Annotated in this window: 14 protein-coding genes and 1 riboswitch; of the genes, 8 read left to right on the forward strand and 6 right to left on the reverse strand. The window is 72.3% G+C overall.

Translation table 11 applies throughout. The features are described 5' to 3' along the window. Positions 1-91: 91 nt before the first annotated feature. Positions 92-1765 carry a DUF5691 domain-containing protein gene (locus tag DN051_RS16380; protein WP_112438982.1) on the forward strand — a complete coding sequence of 558 codons (1674 nt, stop codon included), beginning with the start codon at positions 92-94 and terminating at the stop codon, positions 1763-1765. Between the two features lie 510 nt (positions 1766-2275). Here the strand turns inward: DN051_RS16380 and icmB are convergent. Both icmB and DN051_RS47275 read right to left on the reverse strand, forming a co-directional pair. Beyond that, positions 2276-2692 carry a coenzyme B12-dependent isobutyryl CoA mutase small subunit gene (gene icmB / locus DN051_RS16385; RefSeq protein ID WP_112438983.1) on the reverse strand — a complete coding sequence of 139 codons (417 nt, stop codon included), beginning with the start codon at positions 2690-2692 and terminating at the stop codon, positions 2276-2278. A gap of 373 nt (positions 2693-3065) precedes the next feature. Beyond that, positions 3066-3194: a hypothetical protein gene (locus DN051_RS47275; RefSeq protein ID WP_267890880.1), complete on the reverse strand. Its 129-nt coding sequence runs from the start codon at positions 3192-3194 to the stop codon at positions 3066-3068. 75 nt (positions 3195-3269) lie between these two features. Between DN051_RS47275 and DN051_RS16390 the strand changes: the two genes are divergently transcribed. Next, positions 3270-4163: an esterase/lipase family protein gene (locus tag DN051_RS16390; RefSeq protein WP_112438984.1), complete on the forward strand. Its 894-nt coding sequence runs from the start codon at positions 3270-3272 to the stop codon at positions 4161-4163. 223 nt (positions 4164-4386) lie between these two features. After that, complete coding sequence (locus DN051_RS16395) at positions 4387-6009, forward strand: M23 family metallopeptidase (RefSeq protein ID WP_053759441.1); 1623 nt, start codon at positions 4387-4389, stop codon at positions 6007-6009. A gap of 208 nt (positions 6010-6217) precedes the next feature. Here the strand turns inward: DN051_RS16395 and pcrA are convergent, their stop codons facing one another. After that, positions 6218-8692, reverse strand: coding sequence for a DNA helicase PcrA (gene pcrA / locus DN051_RS16400; RefSeq protein ID WP_053759442.1), 2475 nt, complete (start codon positions 8690-8692; stop codon positions 6218-6220). Between the two features lie 296 nt (positions 8693-8988). Further along, positions 8989-9158, forward strand: a riboswitch (cyclic di-AMP (ydaO/yuaA leader). A gap of 7 nt (positions 9159-9165) precedes the next feature. On the opposite strand from pcrA, the gene DN051_RS16405 reads away from it, so the two are divergent. Both DN051_RS16405 and DN051_RS16410 read left to right on the forward strand, forming a co-directional pair. Continuing rightward, the gene (locus tag DN051_RS16405) at positions 9166-10353 is read left to right on the forward strand and encodes a C40 family peptidase (protein ID WP_112438985.1); all 1188 of its coding nucleotides are present in this window, start codon (positions 9166-9168) and stop codon (positions 10351-10353) included. A gap of 127 nt (positions 10354-10480) precedes the next feature. After that, entirely contained in the window at positions 10481-11473 is a 993-nt protein-coding gene (locus tag DN051_RS16410; protein ID WP_053759444.1) for a tellurite resistance/C4-dicarboxylate transporter family protein, read from the forward strand. Positions 11474-11528: 55 nt separating this feature from the next. Here the strand turns inward: DN051_RS16410 and DN051_RS16415 are convergent, their stop codons facing one another. Further along, positions 11529-11882, reverse strand: coding sequence for a hypothetical protein (locus tag DN051_RS16415; RefSeq protein ID WP_053759445.1), 354 nt, complete (start codon positions 11880-11882; stop codon positions 11529-11531). 575 nt (positions 11883-12457) lie between these two features. Here DN051_RS16415 and DN051_RS16420 point away from each other — a divergent pair. Further along, positions 12458-13516, forward strand: a complete 1059-nt coding sequence (locus DN051_RS16420; RefSeq protein WP_112438986.1) for a C40 family peptidase — start codon at positions 12458-12460, stop codon at positions 13514-13516. A gap of 58 nt (positions 13517-13574) precedes the next feature. Here the strand turns inward: DN051_RS16420 and DN051_RS16425 are convergent, their stop codons facing one another. Together DN051_RS16425 and DN051_RS16430 are read right to left on the reverse strand one after the other, a co-directional pair. Beyond that, positions 13575-14321 carry a LuxR C-terminal-related transcriptional regulator gene (locus DN051_RS16425; RefSeq protein ID WP_053759447.1) on the reverse strand — a complete coding sequence of 249 codons (747 nt, stop codon included), beginning with the start codon at positions 14319-14321 and terminating at the stop codon, positions 13575-13577. After that, on the reverse strand, positions 14318-15616 hold the full coding sequence (locus DN051_RS16430) for an ATP-binding protein (protein ID WP_112442308.1): 1299 nt from the start codon (positions 15614-15616) through the stop codon (positions 14318-14320). The genes DN051_RS16425 and DN051_RS16430 overlap by 4 nt, the downstream gene beginning before the upstream one ends. Positions 15617-15794: 178 nt before the next feature. Here DN051_RS16430 and DN051_RS16435 point away from each other — a divergent pair, with 178 nt between their 5' ends. Continuing rightward, positions 15795-17471: a PspC domain-containing protein gene (locus DN051_RS16435; protein WP_162624946.1), complete on the forward strand. Its 1677-nt coding sequence runs from the start codon at positions 15795-15797 to the stop codon at positions 17469-17471. Continuing rightward, positions 17458-17700, forward strand: a complete 243-nt coding sequence (locus DN051_RS16440; protein WP_053759448.1) for a hypothetical protein — start codon at positions 17458-17460, stop codon at positions 17698-17700. The genes DN051_RS16435 and DN051_RS16440 overlap by 14 nt, the downstream gene beginning before the upstream one ends. Positions 17701-17708 lie beyond the last annotated feature (8 nt).

A 17708-nucleotide genomic window follows, 5' to 3' on the forward strand; every position in this document is an offset into this window, starting at 1 on the left:
CCGCCCTCCCAGCACACCGGAAACCGTCCCCCTCCCACCCCGACCCACCCCACGCCGGCAGCCCCGAAAGACCACCCCCGAAAGGACCCTCGTGAACAGGACCTCCGCTCCCGCGGACTCGCCCACGTCGGGCGCCTGGGAGGAGCTCGTGACCACCGCGCTGCTCGGTACGGACCGGCGTACGCCGCCAGGCGTGGCGCCGGGCGTGGCGCCGGGCGTGGCGCCGGGCCGGGACGCCCCCGCGGCGCTGCTGGACGCCGCGGCCATGGAGACCGTACGACGACGTGCGGGCCTGATCCCGGCGCGATCGGCTCCGCGCCCCGACCCGGCACCCGAGGACCCACGCCCCTCGCTGCCCGCCCCGGCGGCCCGCCGACTGGCGATGCTGCTGGCCGACCGCCCCGCCACCGCGGGCAGTGGGCGCAGAGGCACGGCACCCGACCTCGTGGAACTGCTGCCCCAATGGCTCGCCACGGCGAACGCCCGCGGTTTCACCGCACCGCCGGAGACCTTGCCGGCGCTGTTGGACGCGGCCCGGGGCCGTACGGACCTGCGGCCGTCGGCACTGGCCTTCGCCGGTCCCCGTGCCCTGTGGCTCGCCCGGCTCAACCCCGAATGGCGGTTCGCGCTGCGGGCGACACCGGGCGGTGGAGCGTCGCTGCCGCACCTCGACGACACCGAGAAGGTGCGAGAGCTGTGGCAGGAGGGCCTGTTCGCCGAACGCGTCGCACTCCTCGCGGCCATACGCGCCGACGCGCCCCGAGCAGCCCGCGAACTGCTCGCCACGACCTGGGCGACGGAACGGGCCGAGGACCGGCTGATGTTCCTCGATTCGCTGCGGGACGGTCTCGGTGACGAGGACGAGCCCTTCCTGGAGCAGTCCCTGGCCGACCGGAGCCGCAACGTCCGGGCCACGGCCGCTGAGCTGTTGTCATCGCTGCCGGGTTCGGCGCTCGCCTCCCGGATGGCGGCCCGCGCCTGGGCCTGCGTGGCCGTCGACCACACCCGGGACACCCCGACGATCACGGTGGAAGCGCCGCACGAGTGCGACGCGGGGATGGAACGGGACGGCATCGCGGCCAAGCCCCCGGCCGGCCGGGGCGAGCGGTCCTGGTGGTTCGGCCAGTTGGTGGAGGCGACACCCCTGGGGACGTGGCCCGCGCGGCTCGGCAACCGGACACCGGAGGGCATCGTGGCGCTGCCGGTCGGCGACGACTGGCAGGGGGAACTGCACGCCGCATGGTGCCGGGCAGCCGTACGGCAGCGGAACGCCGTCTGGTCGCGGGCCCTGCTGGGAGCACCCTCGGCACCTGAGGCAGGCGGCCCCGGCGCGGTGTCGCTGGCCGAGCGGGCCAAGCTGCTGAGCACCCTGGAAGCCGACGAACGCGCCGAGTGGGTCGCCGGATTCATCGCGACGCACGGTCTGTCCGAGGCGTTTCAGCTACTGGGTGTGTGCCAGGTGCCATGGGCACCGCCGCTCGGGCAAGCGGTCGTGGACGCGCTCAACATCGCGCGGGACGCGGGAAGTTATCCGTGGAGCTTCAGTGGGGTGATGGGGCTGGCCGAGCGCTGCCTGGACCCGGTGGCGGCCAATCCTCTGGACGGACTGCTGGCGGTACCGGAGGAACCTCAGGACGCGTCACCGGGCGCCGGTGGCTACTGGGCCGAGGCCTTCCAGCGCCTGGTCACCACGCTGCGGCTGCGTGCCGCCATGGCCCAGGAGCTGGGAGTGGAGCGGGAGGAGAGCCCGCCCGCCCACGACTGACCGACGCGAAGCCGAAACACGGCCACCTGGCCACCCGGCACCGACCGCGGTCAACCGTGGGTCGGCCGCCCGGCCCCGACCGCGGTCACCCGATGGTCGGCCGCCCTGCACCGACCACGCCCAACCGACGGCCGGCCGTCCCCAACCACAGCCCTCCCCAACCCTCGGCTCTCGGTCCCAGCCCTAGCCCCCGGCCCCGGCCCCGGCCCCGGCCCCGGCCCCGGCCCCGAACTGAGGATCCCGTCCCCCGAACAGCCCACCACCGAAGACAGTGACCCACTCAGCTCGCCCACCACAGAACGACCCCATCAGCCCAACACCCAGCCCAGGGACCCGAACAGCCCAACACCCAGGACAAGGACCCGAACAGCCCACCACCGAACACAGGAACCCGATCAGCCCAAGACCTGGAACAAGGACCTCATCAGCCCAGCACTCAGGACAAGAACCCCATCAGCCCAACGCCCGGGACATGGACCCGATCAGCCGAACGCGCCGGACGCCGGACGCCTACGCGCTCGCGACCTGGCGGACGTTCGCCCGTACCCACTCCACGATGGCCGTGGTCGTCGCCCCCGGCGTGAAGATCTCCGCGACACCCTTCTCCTTCAGCAGGGGGATGTCGTCCTCGGGGATGATCCCGCCGCCGAAGACCAGGATGTCCTCCGCTTCGCGCTCCTTGAGGAGGTCGATCACGGCGGAGAACAGCGTGTTGTGGGCGCCGGAGAGGATGGACAGCCCGATGGCGTCGGCATCCTCCTGGATCGCCGTGTCGACGATCTGCTCGGGCGTCTGATGCAGGCCGGTGTAGATGACCTCCATGCCTGCGTCCCGCAGCGCGCGGGCGATCACCTTCGCCCCTCGATCGTGGCCGTCGAGTCCCGGCTTCGCCACCACCACGCGGATAGGACCGGCTGCCACACCCATCACTGCCTCCATGAAGCGATTACATCCATCCGTACCGATAAGTACCGCACACCACGGTGCCCGCCAAGAGAAGGCAACCGGCCCCGAACCCAGCCGGGAAGTGAACGAACGTTATCTCCAGCATCCCGCAACCGGCAGTTTCGCGGTGCAGACCGAGGGGGAAATCACACAGTGGGACATATTCGCCGCGCAGTGTTCAGAGTTTCCCGAGGCCCACCGCGCACCCAGCGGAGGACGGGCTGCGGGGGGACACTCGCACTGGGAGCCGCAAAGAGGTCGCCGCACCTCCACGCCGCAGGCCGCGCGCCGTGGTGAAGCGGCGCATCGACCGGAACGAAGGGCAGAACAGCACAGAGGGCACACAGGGCAGGTCCTACCCACCGCCGACGGCGCCGAGGACGCCACCCAACCGGACCGGCTCGCGCAGGACGCGCACCCCGCGCAGGAAGCGCCGGACGCGCACGATGCGCCCCCGCCCGCAGACCCCACTCGCGCCAGTCATCGCCTCCACCGCGACTTCCACGGGCGCACACGGGGGAACAAAGTGGTCCTCCCGCGTGCCGACAGGAGGTCGGCCATGAAGGTCACACAGGTCACCAGGGCGCTGCTGCCCTTTCCGCTCTGCCAGCGTCTGCTCCCGAGCAGCTTGGCTGGACTCTCCCTGGCCATCCTGAAGGCGGCCGCCCTCGAGGTCGCGATCCTCGCGGGGCACCTCCTCCTCTACCCGTCGGGCATCATCCAGGAGCGCCGGTCCCCAGCCGCCCTGATCCCCTCCCAGGACGGCACGGACGGCACGGCACACCTGCCGACGGAGACCAAACCACCGGTCGTCCTCCTGCACGGCTTCATCGACAACCGCTCCGTCTTCGTCCTGCTGCGCCGTTCCCTGTCCCAGCACGGCAGGCAGCACGTCGAGTCGCTGAACTACTCCCCCATGACCTGCGACATCGCCACGGCGGCGAAGCTGCTGGGCCGGCACATAGAGGAGATCTGCGACCGCACGGGCAGCGAGCAGGTCGACATCGTCGGGCACAGCCTGGGCGGCCTCATCGCGCGCTACTACGTGCAGCGACTGGGCGGCGACACCCGCGTGCGCACGCTCGTCACGCTGGGCACCCCGCACTCCGGCACGAAAGTGGCCCCGCTGGCGAACGCGCACCCCATAGTGCGCCAGATGCGCCCCGGCTCGGCGGTCATCGAGGAGTTGAGCAGCCCGGCGCCCGGCTGCCGTACGCAGTTCGTGAGTTTCTGGAGCGACCTCGACCACCTCATGGACCCGCTGGAGAGCGCCTGCGTCGACCACCCCGACCTGCTGGCACAGAACGTGCGGGTCAGCGGTATCGGCCATCTGGCCCTGCCCCTGCACCCCGCCGTGGCGGCCGGGATACGCCAGGCCCTCGACGGCGAATACGCAGCCGCGCGGAACGGCGCCGGGTCCGCGGCGCACCGTGACGGTCTCACCGTGGCCTGACGACCGCTCTCCGACAACTTGATTCAAGGCCTGTCAGAGCCAGTCGGTATCGAACAATCTTCGAACACAAAGCCAAACCCGTGCCCGCGGTCCCCCGAAACACGGCCGAATGCCCGTTTCCTGCGAGCGCGAAACCTGCCGAAGATTGTCGTGCCCGCGTACCGCCGGGTACAGTCACCGCACTGCTCTGCCAGCCCCTGTTGTCGAGGCGAAAGAGAAGTTGGTGAACGATCGTCACCCGTCGGGGGCCATGACCTCCCCGGCTCCGGCTTCCGAAGCCGCTTCGGCGCATTACGCGTCCTACGGCACACCGGAAGCCCAGTACGGCGACTTCACCACGTACGGCACCTACACCGCCAACGGTTTTGACACCAGCGGTCACGTCGCCGCGAGCGCCACCACGAGCTTCGAGACCGACCCCCTCTTCGGCGATCTCGCGGCCGGCGGTCACGCCACCGGCGGGTACGACGCCACGCAGTGGTCCACCGGCAACCATCAAACGCTCAACTACGACCCGTACGCGGCCCAGCACCACGCCGCCTACGACAGCGGCGCCTACGACGCGACCGCCTGGTCCGGCGACCACCAGCAGCTCCCCCTCATCCCGCAGCAGGCCGGCGCGCCCGATGTGAGCGGGCAGTGGGACGCGAGCGCATGGCTCCAGCCCGAGCAGGCGGCCGTTCCCGCCGACCGGACCCAGCAGTGGGACTGGGGCACGCAGGCCTACGACACCGGCGCGTACGACGCCACGCAGTGGAACTCCGACGGCACCCCGAACACGGGCTCCGATGCCTACGAGCAGCACGCCGAACCCTTTCCGCAGCAGGCCGGCCCCTACGAGCACCCCGCTGAGGAATTCGCCGCGCAGACCGAGTCCTACGACCACGCGGCCGAGGACTTCGCCGGGCAGGCCGATCCGTACGACCAGGCGAACACCCCCTTCGACCAGCAGGCGACCGCCACCTTCGAGCAGGTCGCGTACGGCGAATCGGCCGACGACGCCCGCGAGTCGACCGACTTCGCCGATCTGCCCACCATGACCGCGCCCCTCCTGGACGACCAGGAGGAGGTCACGCCGGCCCCTGTGTCGCGGACCGCCTCCCGCAGTGGTGCCCGCTCGCGGCGCCGGAGCCCCGCCAAGCGCTCCGCACTGCTGACGGTCGCCGTGCCCTCGGCGTGCGTGATGGGTGTGGCCGGCATCGCCGCCGCCTCCGTCGGCACGCTCGGCGGCGACGAGCAGGACACGAACACGACGGCGTCCGACGCGCAGCCGGTGAAGCCGTCCGCCGCCAACAACCAGCTCGACACCCAGCTCGAGAGCCTCACCGCCGAGGCCGACGACTTCGCCGACCGGGCCAGCCGTACGCAGGAGCGTATCGACCTCAAGGCGCAGCAGGAGTTGGAGAAGAGGAAGGCGGCGGAGGAGGCGGCCCGCAAGGAGCGGCTGCGCCCCAAGTTCGCCCTGCCGGTCGCGGGTGGGCTCAGCGCCTACTTCGGCCAGTCCGGCATCAACTGGATGTCGGTGCACACCGGTATCGACTTCCCGGTCCCGTACGGCACCACCGTGATGGCCGCGACCGACGGCACGGTCCGCACCCAGTGGAACAACGCCTACGGCAACATGATGATCGTGACGGCGATGGACGGCACGGAGACCTGGTACTGCCATCTGTCGAGCTACCAGGTTCCGTCCGGTACGACCGTCAAGGCGGGCACTCCGATCGCCTTCTCCGGCAACTCCGGCAACTCGACCGGTCCTCACCTTCACTTCGAGGTGCGTCCGGCGGGCGGTGCGGCGATCGACCCGCTGTCCTGGCTGCGCAGCCACGGGCTGGAGCCGAGCTGAAACCGCGGGCCATCGCCCCGCCCTGCCCCGAACCCTGGTAGCACCGCGCCCTCGGCGCACCCCGCCACGGGAGCACCGATCCCCTCACGCACCCCATCACCTCGTCCCGCGCCCCCGCGCGGCACGGTGGCGAGCCCCGCGCCCCCGCGCACCGCACGAGTGAGCCCCCGCCGAACGGCGGGGGCTCAGTGCGCATCGTACGAAGCGGCTACAGCTTCTCGACCGGCGCGTACCTCAGCAGCAGACGCTTCGGCTTCGTGTCCCCGAAGTCGATGGTCGCCTCGGCGTTCCCGCCGGTGCCCTTCACCGCGACGACGGTGCCGAGCCCGAACTGGTCGTGGGTCACCCGGTCCCCCACCGCGAGGGAGACCACCGGCTTCTCCGACGTCCTGCGGGTGGCGAACCCGGACGCGCCCGACGCCGACGAGCGGGACCGGGACGAGGACAGGGATGCCGCCACCGGCGAGACCGGGCCGGCCGGTGCCGCGCCGCCGCCCGTGCGCTTCCAGTCCACGTGCGCCGGGGGGATCTCCTCCAGGAACCGGGAGGGCGGGTTGTAAGACGGCTGCCCCCAGGCGCTGCGCATCGCCGAGCGGGTCAGATACAGCCGCTCACGCGCGCGCGTGATGCCGACGTACGCCAGGCGGCGCTCCTCCTCCAGCTCCTTGTTCTCGCCGAGGGCGCGCATGTGCGGGAACACGCCGTCCTCCATGCCGGTCAGGAAGACGACCGGGAACTCCAGGCCCTTGGCGGTGTGCAGGGTCATCAGGGTGATGACGCCGTCGCCCCCCTCGTCGTCCGGGATCTGGTCGGAGTCGGCGACCAGGGCGACCTGCTCCAGGAAGTCGGACAGCGTGCCCGACTCGCCCTCGCCGCGCTCCTGCTCGAACTCCAGGGCCACGGCGGCGAGTTCCTGGAGGTTCTCGATGCGGGTCTCGTCCTGCGGGTCGGTGGACGCCTGGAGCTCGGCGAGGTAGCCGGTGCGCTCCAGCACGGCTTCCAGGATGGTGGCGGGTCCGGCGCCGGACTCGACGATCGTCCGGAGGTCCTCCATGAGCGTGTTGAAGCGCTTCACGGCGTTCGTGGAGCGGGCGGCCATGCCGTACGCCTCGTCGACCCGCTTCAGCGCCTGCGGGAAGCTGATCCGCTCCCGCTGGGCGAGGGCGTCGACCATCGCCTCCGCGCGGTCGCCGATGCCGCGCTTGGGGACGTTCAGGATGCGGCGCAGCGGGACCGAGTCCTCCGGGTTGGACAGCACCCGCAGGTAGGCCAGGACGTCCCGGACCTCCTTGCGCTCGTAGAAGCGGACGCCGCCGACGACCTTGTAGGGCAGGCCGACGCGGATGAAGACCTCCTCGAAGACACGGGACTGGGCGTTCGTGCGGTAGAAGACGGCGACGTCGCCGGACTTCGCCTCGCCCGTGTCCGTGAGGCGGTCTATCTCGTCGGCGACGAACTGCGCCTCGTCGTGCTCGGTGTCGGCCACGTAGCCGGTGATGCGGGCGCCGGCGCCCGCATTGGTCCACAGGTTCTTGGGGCGGCGGGACTCGTTGCGCTCGATGACGGCGTTGGCCGCGGTGAGGATCGTCTGGGTGGAGCGGTAGTTCTGCTCCAGCAGGATCGTCGTCGCGTCCGGGTAGTCCTCCTCGAACTGGAGGATGTTGCGGATCGTCGCGCCGCGGAAGGCGTAGATCGACTGGTCGGCGTCGCCCACCACGCACAGCTCGGCGGGGGGCAGGTCGTCCGGGCCGGGCGGTACGTCCTCGTCGTGCGTGCCGGTGCCGACGAGTTCGCGCACCAGGGCGTACTGGGCGTGGTTGGTGTCCTGGTACTCGTCGACGAGGACGTGGCGGAAGCGGCGGCGGTAGTGCTCGGCGACGTCCGGGAAGGCGCGCAGCAGATTGACCGTCGTCATGATCAGGTCGTCGAAGTCGAGCGCGTTCGCCTCGCGCAGCCGCGACTGGTACAGGGCGTAGGCCTGGGCGAGGGTCTTCTCGAAGCCGTCGGTGGCCTGGGCGGCGAAGTCCTCCTCGTCGATCAGCTCGTTCTTCAGGTTGCTGATCTTGGCGCTGAAGGACTTCGGCGGATAGCGCTTGGGGTCGAGGTCCAGGTCGCGGCAGACCAGGGCCATCAGGCGCTTGCTGTCGGCGGCGTCGTAGATCGAGAACGACGAGGTGAAGCCGAGCCTCTTGCTCTCGCGGCGCAGGATCCGCACGCACGCGCTGTGGAAGGTCATGACCCACATGGCGTTCGCGCGCGGGCCGACGAGGTGCTCGACGCGCTCCTTCATCTCGCCGGCGGCCTTGTTGGTGAAGGTGATCGCGAGGACCTGGCCGGGGTGCACCCCCCGCTCGGCGAGCAGGTACGCGATGCGGTGGGTGAGCACGCGGGTCTTGCCGGAGCCGGCGCCGGCCACGATCAGCAGCGGGGAGCCGGAGTGGACGACGGCGGCGCCCTGGTTGTCGTTGAGCCCCTCCAGGAGCGCGGCGGAGTCCACGGCGGGGCGCGGGGCGCCGTCGCGGTAGTACGCGTCGCGGTCCGGGGGCGCGTCGAACTTCCCGCCGAACAGATCGTCCGGGACCGGCTCCGGTACGTGATCGTCCTCGGGCGGCGGCGGGGGCTCCTCGTGGGCCCGCGGGGCCTGGAGGTCCGCCAGGAAGCTGTCGTCAAAGAGGCTGCTCATCGCTCTCCGAGTCTAGGGCGCCCCACCGACAACCCGGGGCCGCCCCGGGAACATCGCGGCGGGAACGTGTTCGATCTTGAGCGGTGAGGCGGGCGTCACATCGCCCCCGGGGGCCGGCGACCTGCGGGTCCCTTCCGCCTCACCCTCCGGCGGCGCCCCGCTACCGCCCGCAACCACTGACTGAAGGTCACGAAAATGTATCGGGCATATCACCCACCAACCTTCACACGCGCCACACGAGTTGGCTACCGTTCCGGGCAGGCCGTACGACCCCCACCGGCGAACGACGCCGGGCCGTACGGCCTCCGCCGAATCCGGAGCCCACGCGGCAGCCGGAGCCGGGGACCCAACCGACTTTGGGGTGAATCGGTCCAACTCCTCCACGGGGAGGGACCGTAGGGCAACCCTTCCGAACCACCCGCCCGAACCCGACAGCTAACCCGGTAGGCGGCCCATGGAAGGAGTCGCCTCCTTTGGCGTCGCACCGCAAGTCGCGTCCCACGGGCGCGCGCGTCGCAGGCATACGCACCCCCGCGCTCGCGACGGCTGCCCTCACCTCGGTGGCCCTGCTCTCCCAGACGGCCGAGGCGGCTCCCTCGACCGACGACAAGCCGAGCCTCGAAGAAGTCGAGAAGAAGGTCGACGACCTCTACCGCCAGGCGGAGTCGGCGACCGAGAAGTACAACGCGGCCAAGGAGAAGACCGCGAAGCAGCGCAAGCGCGTCGACACCCTCCTGGACGACGTCGCCCAGCGCACCCAGAAACTCAACGACGCCCGCGAGGAGCTGGGCTCGTTCGCGGCGGCCCAGTACCGCACCGGGGCGTCCGCCCCCGACACCGCGACCTTCCTGCTCGCGGACTCGCCGCAGGACTACTTCGACCAGACCCAGCTGATGGGCCGGCTGACCAGCCGGCAGAAGGACGCGGTCGACGACTACTTCACCGAGCAGTCCGCGACCATGAAGAAGCGCCAGGAGGCCGCCGACGGCCTCGGAACGCTCACCGAGTCGCAGAGCGATCTGCGGACGGCCAAGGCGACCGTCCAGCAGAAGCTCTCCGACGCGCGCGAACTGCTGTCGCGGCTGACCGCCGAGGAGAAGGCGCGGCTCGCGGCGATCGAGAAGGAGAAGCAGGAGGAGGCCGAGCGCAAGGCCGCCGAGCTCGCGCGCGTACAGGCGGAGGAGCAGCGGCGCCAGGAGGCCGCCGCACAGGAGCAGCAGGAGCAGGAGACGGCCGGCAGCTCGTCGGGCGGCACCGAGACCGGCTCCGGCTCGGACACCGGCGCGTCCGACTCGGCCTACGGCACCAAGGCCGAGAGGGCGCTCGCCTTCGCCCGCGCGCAGATCGGCAAGCCGTACGTCTGGGGCGCGACCGGCCCCGACTCCTACGACTGCTCCGGCCTGACCCTGGGCGCCTGGAAGGCGGCCGGCGTGTCCCTCCCGCGCACCACGTACGACCAGGTGAACGCGGGCACGACGGTCTCCCTCGCCGCGGCCCAGCCCGGTGACCTGGTCTTCTTCTACGACGACGTCACCCACGTGGGCATCTACATCGGCAACGGCATGATGATCCACGCCCCGAAGCCCGGCACGTACGTGCGCGAGGAGTCGATCTACTACGACGGCGAGTCGTCCATCCACAGCGTGGTGCGACCGGCCTGACGAGGAGGGCGCGGGGCGCGCGCTCCGGGCGGGCCCGGCCCGTACCGGTGCCGCGCCCGCGTGGTTTTCCGCCGGTACGCGCGCGTGCCCCGGCCGCCGGGCCCGCGAAGATCCATAGCATCGGCGCATGTCCGGCACCTCACCCCTCCGCGCCTGGTGGGCGCGGCATCCACCGGCGGCCGGAGCCGCCGTCATGGCGACCGGCATCGTCTCGGTCGGCCTGTACCTGGAGGGCTACGAGGTCCTGTCCCTGGTCTTCCTCGCGGTCGCCTGCGCCGCGTGGCTCGCGCTGGCGGCACAGTTCCTCGTACGGCTGGTGCGGCAGCCGCAGCGCTGGATGAGCGAGGCGGCGACACCCGCGGCGCTCACCGCCGTCGCCGCGACCGCCGTTCTCGGCACCCGCTTCTCCGCGCTGGGGTGGCAGACCCTGGCCGCGGCGCTGCTGGCGTCGGCGGCCGTGCTGTGGGCGGTGCTGCTGACCGTCGCGGTGCGGCACCGGCGGCGCCGCATGCCGGGGTCGGTGTTCCTCGGCACGGTGGCGACCGAAGCGCTCGCCGTGCTCGGCGCGACCCTCGCGAAGGCCGAGTCGGCGGCGTGGCTCGCGCACGCGGCGCTCGTGCTGTTCTGGCTGGGCCTCGTGCTGTACGGCTTCGCCCTGGCCCGCTTCGACCTGCGGCAGGTGGTCGAGGGGGCCGGCGACCAGTGGATCGCGTGCGGCGCCCTGGCGATCTCGGCGCTGGCCGGAGCGCGGCTGATCGCCGCCGACGGGCCGGACCTCTACCTGTGGAACGACGACGCCGACGGTGTGCTGCGCACCATGACCGGCGCCCTGCTCGTACTCGATCTGGCCTGGTACGCGGTCCTTCTCGTCGCCGAGATCGTCCGGCCGCGTCCGGGGTACGACGTGCGGCGCTGGGCCACCGTCTTCCCGATGGGGATGACGGCGGCGGCGACATCGGCCGTCGCCTCCACGATGGACGTTCCGTGGCTCGACGTGCCCGGCGAGGTGCTGCTGTGGATCGCCGTGGCCGCGTGGCTCGCGGCGGCCGTCGGGACGCTCATGGCGGCCCGGGAGGCCGTCCGCGGCACGCCGCCCACGCCCCCGCGCGCCGGTCCGTGAGAGCGGGCCCCGGACACCTCCGCGGCCCCCGGCAGCCCTCGCTCGCCGGGCGCGCTCAGGTCCAGAGGACCGCGATGAAGACGTTCGCCGTGGTCAGCAGTCCGACCAGGCCGAACGCGCCCTTGTCCACCTTCTCCTCGTCGCGTTTCACATAGACGAGGCCGAGGATCACGATCAGCAGGGCCAGCTTCACGCCGATCTTGATGTTGTTGACGGCCTGGTCGTCGGCCTCGTTGAGACCGACCAGGATCACGCCGGTGACCAGCATGGTCAGCGCACCGTGCAGCATGGCGGGGCCGAATCGGGCGGTGCCCTCGCCCATCGCCTTCATCTGGGTGAGGAAACCACCGAGGAGGGAGGCGATACCGATGATGTGCAGGCCGACGAAGAGGTGGATGAGTACGTCCATGGCCGGGAGCCTAATCAGCGGCCCGGACCCGGCCCGCACCGGGCTTCGGCTCCCCGCCCGCACCGGACATCGGCTCCCGGCCCGCACCGGTCGGCGCCCCCGTGCGCCGGCCGGGACCGGACGCCGCCGGGCAGGGAGCCGGGCCCGGCCGACTGGATGCATATATGCGCTCCATAGCACCTCCGGACTCACACCCGTCCCGGAACCGTGACATCGGTCATCGCTCAGCGTGAAGGCGTCCGCCGCGAATCGGGATCACGGTCACATACGGTCACCTCGCGCTCCCCTCACGCCAGTTCCGCACATCGCGTCACCGGATCGTCACACCCGGGTCTAGCGTCCTCCACCAGGTGACCGGCTCCCCAAGGCCGCCCGGGCCAGGGGCGGCAGTCGGACATCACCGCCGAGAAGGTCCGGCGGCGACCCAGCTCCCCCTGCGCGGGCCGCCGCCGGACGCGGACCGCGTCGGGGCGGACCGCGTCCGTCCGGTGGCCGTACCGACCCGGTGGTCGCACGGCCGCACGGCGGTCCGGCCGCACGGCCGTCGGAGACGTACGAAAGGACGTGCAGTCCACGTGGCAGCCCACCGCAAGCCCCGGCAACGCTCGGCCCAGGGCGCCAAGGCCCGTACGGCGGCCACCATCGCCCTCGCCGGCGCGGCGACCGCGACGGGCGTCGACGGCGTCGGACACGCCGAGCCGCAGCTGACGCCGGGACAGGTCGAGGCGAAGGTGGACAAGCTGTACCAGGAGGCCGAGGTCGCCACCGAGAAGTACAACGGGGCGAAGGAGAAGGCCAAGGAAGCGGAGCGGCGTCTGGAGGCGCTGCGGGACGAGGCGGCCCGCAAGGAGGAGCGGCTCAACTCGGCGCGGGGCGCGCTGGGTTCGTTCGCCGCCGCGCAGTACCGGGGCGGCGGCCTCGACCCCGCCCTGCAACTCGCGCTGTCCGACGACCCCGACCGGTACCTCGACGGCGCCGCTTTCGCCGAACGGGCCGGCGACCGGCAGACCGCCGCCGTGACGCGGGTGCGCGGCCAGCTGCGGGAGATCGAGCAGCTGCGCGGCGCCGCACGCCTGGAACTGGCCTCGCTCCGGTCGCGGCAGGCCGAACTGAAACGCCACAAGAAGACCGTCACCGACAAGCTGGGTGATGCCCGGCGACTGCTGTCCCGGCTGACGGCCGAGGAGCGGGCGCAGCTCGCGGCGGACGGCGGCACCGACCGCGCCACCCGGGCCGCCGGGCAGCGGGACGGCCTGACCGCGCCGGGCACGGCCGAGGCGCCCAACGCCCGCGCCGCGGCCGCCGTCTCCTACGCCCACCAGAAGCTCGGCAGCCCCTACGTCTGGGGCGCCACCGGCCCGAACGCCTTCGACTGCTCGGGCCTGATCCAGGCCGCCTACCGCTCCGCCGGCGTCTCCCTGCCCCGCACCACCTACGCCCAGATCGACTCCGGCCGCCGCGTCTCCCGCTCCGAACTCCTCCCCGGCGACCTGGTGTTCTTCTACTCGGGGATCAGTCACGTCGGCATCTACATCGGCAACGGGCAGATGATCCACGCCCCGAACCCCTCGTCCCCGGTGCGGCTGGCCCCGATCGACCAGATGCCCTTCGCGGGGGCGACGCGGGTGGTGTGAGCCGGGCGGGCGCGGCCCCCGGCCCGCCTTCCGTCCGGCGCCACGACCGGACCGCCCCTCACACCAGCCGTCGCGCCGTGGCCCACCGGGTCAGCTCGTGCCGGTTGGAGAGCTGGAGCTTGCGCAGCACCGCCGAGACATGGGACTCGACCGTCTTGACGGAGATGAAGAGCTGCTTGGCGATCTCCTTGTACGCGTAGCCGCGGGCGATCAGCCGGAGCACCTCGCGCTCGCGCTGGGTCAGACGGTCCAGGTCCTCGTCGACGGGCGGCGCGTCCGTGGACGCGAACGCGTCGAGGACGAAGCCGGCCAGGCGGGGGGAGAAGACCGCGTCGCCCTCCTGGACCCGGAACACGGAGTCCACCAGGTCCGTGCCCGTGATCGTCTTGGTCACATATCCCCGCGCGCCGCCGCGGATCACGCCGATGACGTCCTCCGCGGCGTCGGAGACGGACAGCGCGAGGAAGCGGACCGGCCGCTCGGCGTCGGCCATCAACGCGGCGCAGCGGCGCAGGACTTCGACCCCGCCGCCACCCGGGAGGTGCACATCGAGGAGGACGACCTCCGGCCGGGTCGCGGTGATGACCGTGACCGCCTGGTCGACGTCCGCGGCCTCGCCGACGACCTCGACGCCGGTCTGCTCGGTGCGGCCGATCTCGGCCTGCACGCCCGTGCGGAACATGCGGTGGTCGTCGACGAGCACCACGCGCACGTGCCGCCGGGCCGCACCGCCGCCCGGCGACTGGGCGGGCTCGGCCGCCTCTCCCGCTCCCGCAGTACCGTTCGCCTCGGTCGGGTCGCTCATGACGTCTTCTCCGCCCTCTCCATCTCCAGCTCGACCTCGGTGCCGCCGCCGGGTACCGCCCGCAGCCGGGCCGTACCGCCGTAGCGCTCCATGCGGCCGATGATCGATTCTCTGACGCCCATGCGGTCCGCGGGTATCGAGTCGGGATCGAAGCCGGGACCGCGGTCACGGACGGACACGAAGACCTTCTTCCCCTCGACTTCGGCGTAGACCTGCACGGCGCCGCCCTCGCCACCGTACTTGGCGGCGTTCACCATCGCCTCGCGCGCGGCCTGCATCTGTGCGCCGATCCTCTCGTCGAGCGGGCAGTCCCCGACCACGACGACCTCGATGGGGACGCCGTGCTTGTCCTCGACCTCGGCGGCGTTGTGCCGGACCGCGTCGGCCAGCGTGGTCGGCTCGTCCGCCTCGTCCTTGCCGGTGCCCTCGGGCTTGTACAGCCAGGTGCGCAGGTCGCGCTCCTGGGCGCGGGCCAGCCGGCGCACCTCGCCCGCGTTCTCCGCGTTGCGCTGGATCAGGGTCAGGGTGTGCAGCACCGAGTCGTGGACATGGGCGGCGACCTCCGCGCGCTCCTGGGCGCGGATGCGCATCAGACGTTCCTCGGACAGGTCCTGGGTCATGCGCACGAGGTAGGGACCGGCGAGCAGCGTGATGCCGACCAGGACCGCGAGGGCCGCCTGGAGGACGGAGCCGAGGTGGGCGGCGGAGCCCTGGAGCACGAAGATGCCGGTGACACCGGCGGTGACCAGCAGGACGCCGCCCACCGCGCGCAGCAGGGTGAGGGTGCGTTTGCGGCGGCCGACCTCGACCCAGCGGGCCCGGCGGGCGTTGTCCGCCTGGCGCCACACCAGGGCGACGCCCGCGCCGACGAGCACGGTGGGCCAGAGATAGGCCTGGGCGCCGCTGCCCAGATTGACGTTGCCCACGAAGACCATGGCCACCACGACCATGAGCAGCAGGGCGACCATCTGGCCCTTGTCGGGCCTGCGGGCCACCAGCTTGCGGCGGCCGTCGGGAGCGGTCTCGGAGGTGACCAGGGAGGGCGGTTTCTGCGTCTCGACGCCGCCGACGCCGAGCGGCACGAAGAACCAGAACGCGGCGTACAGCAGCGCGCCGAGGCCGTCGGCCATGAACAGGCCGACGAAGACGAGGCGCACCCAGATCACGGGCAGCCCGAGATGCCCGGCGAGCCCCCGCGCCACGCCACCGAGCCAGCGTCCGTCACTGCTGCGGTAGAGCTTGCGCGGCGGCCGCGGTTCATCGAGTGGCGCTGCTGCGGTGGCGGCTTCCGGCATGCCATCGATGGTCACACGGTGGGCGGGCGGGAGCATCAGGGTCGACCCCCTAGACTCCCCTGATCTTCGAGGTCGGGACCGTCGAACGCGCCCTGCGCGCCGGCTCAGGGTCGATATCAGGGTCCGTCCAGGGTCGTTCCGCCTCCCGCCGCGGCAGCTCGCCCGTCACCATGGACACATGACTGATCACCAGCACGACGCGGACGCCGCGCCCGACGCGGAGGACCCGCGCGACGCGGGCACGGCGTCCGGACCGGCGGACGCGAACGGCGCGGGTGAAAAGGCCCGCGCGCGCGAGGACGCGGGCGGACGGACGAGTGGGACCGGGGACGTGAACGGGGAGACGACGAGGGCCGCGGCCGGACCGGGGACGACCGACGGGCGGCGGGCCACCACCGACGGCACGGCACCCGCCGCCGCGAGCACGAACGAGAGCGCGGCCACCGCCGACGGAACAGCCGCGGCCGGCGGCACAGCACGCGACGCCGCGAGCCGAGGCGCCGCCGAGACCGGCGGCACGGGCACGACCGGCGGCGCCGCCGAGACCGGCTCCGCGGCACCGGACGCCACCGCCACCAGCGAGCCGCCGCCGCGCTTCCGGCGCGACCGGCGGCACAAGACGTTCGCCGGGGTGTGCGCCGGGCTGGGCCGGCAGTGCGACATGGATCCGGTGATCTTCCGGATCACCCTGGCGGTGCTCTCCGCGACCGGCGGTCTCGGCCTGATCTTCTACGGCTTCGCCTGGCTCCTCGTCCCGTACGACGACGAGGAGGAGAACGAGGTCCGCAAGCTGCTCACCGGCCGCGTCGACGGGCAGGCGCTCACCGCGGTGCTGTTCGCGCTGGTCGGCTGCGGCGTCTTCCTGACGATGCTGAACAACGGCGGTGTGCTGACCTTCGCCGTGGTCCTGTCCCTCCTGCTGGCCGGCGCCGGGTACTGGTCGCAGCACCGCGGCGCCCCCGACCCCGACCCGCTGGCCGCCCAGGCCGCCGCCGACGCCCCGCCGGAGGCCCAGGCGCCCCCGGTCCCCGCGGCGTACTCGTCGTGGTGGCGCGAGCCGATCGTCAAGGACGGCACGCACGTGGGCGGCACCGGCTATCTGTGGGGGCCGGGCGACTCCCGGGACCGGGACATCGCGGCGGCCGTGAAGATCGCGACGGGCACCCGCGGCAGCGCCCACGAGTACCGGGGCGCCCAGCGTCCGGCGCAACCCAGACCGCGCGGACCCCGCTGGATAGGCGGCTGGGTGTTCCTGGCCGCCCTGCTCGCCGGTGCCCTCGCCACCCGAGAGACCTGGGACGCGCGGCCGCTCGGCACCAGTCTCCAGACGGGCCTCGCCTGCGCGCTCGCGGTGATCGGACTGGGCATCGCGGTGAGCGCGTTCCTGGGCCGCACGGGAGCGGGCTCGGTCTTCCTCGCCGTCATCACGGCCGGGCTGCTGGCCGGGGCGGCGTCCCTGCCGAAGAACATCGGCACGGAGTGGATGCGGACGACCTGGCGGCCGGCCGCGGTGGCCGACGTGGCGCCGAGGTACGAGCTGGGCAGCGGCGTCGGCACCCTGGACCTGACCCGGCTGGATCCGGGCCGGGGGCGGACCGTCTCCGCGGACGTCGAGGTGGGCGCCGGCCGCCTGCTGGTGGTCGTCCCGCCGGACGTGACGGTGAAGGCCACCATCGACGTGGGGCTGGGCGACATCCAGTTGCCGGGCGAGAAGACGCAGGACGTGGACGTGCAGCCGGGCAGGTATCAGGAAGTGACGTTGAAGCCGCCCGTGGGCGTGAAGAACGCGGGCACCGTGGAGCTGGACCTCCGGGTCGGCCTCGGACAGGTGGAGGTCAGCCGTGCTGCGTCATGAGTTCCAGCCCGGAAGGCTGGTCGCCGGTTTCTTCCTGGCCGCCGCGGGCGTCGTCTACGCCGGTGACGCGGGCGGCGCCTGGGAGATCCCGTGGTTCGCGCTGATCCCGATGGTGGTGGGCGGTCTCTGCCTGGCCGGGGCCGTGGGGATGCTGAGCCACGGCATACGGCGACGGCGCCGCGCCGACCGCGAGCCCCGCCCGGACACGCCTGCGGGTGTGCCCCGCTGATGCTCGCG

Source organism: Streptomyces cadmiisoli (genome assembly GCF_003261055.1).
GTDB classification, from domain to species: Bacteria; Actinomycetota; Actinomycetes; order Streptomycetales; family Streptomycetaceae; genus Streptomyces; species Streptomyces cadmiisoli.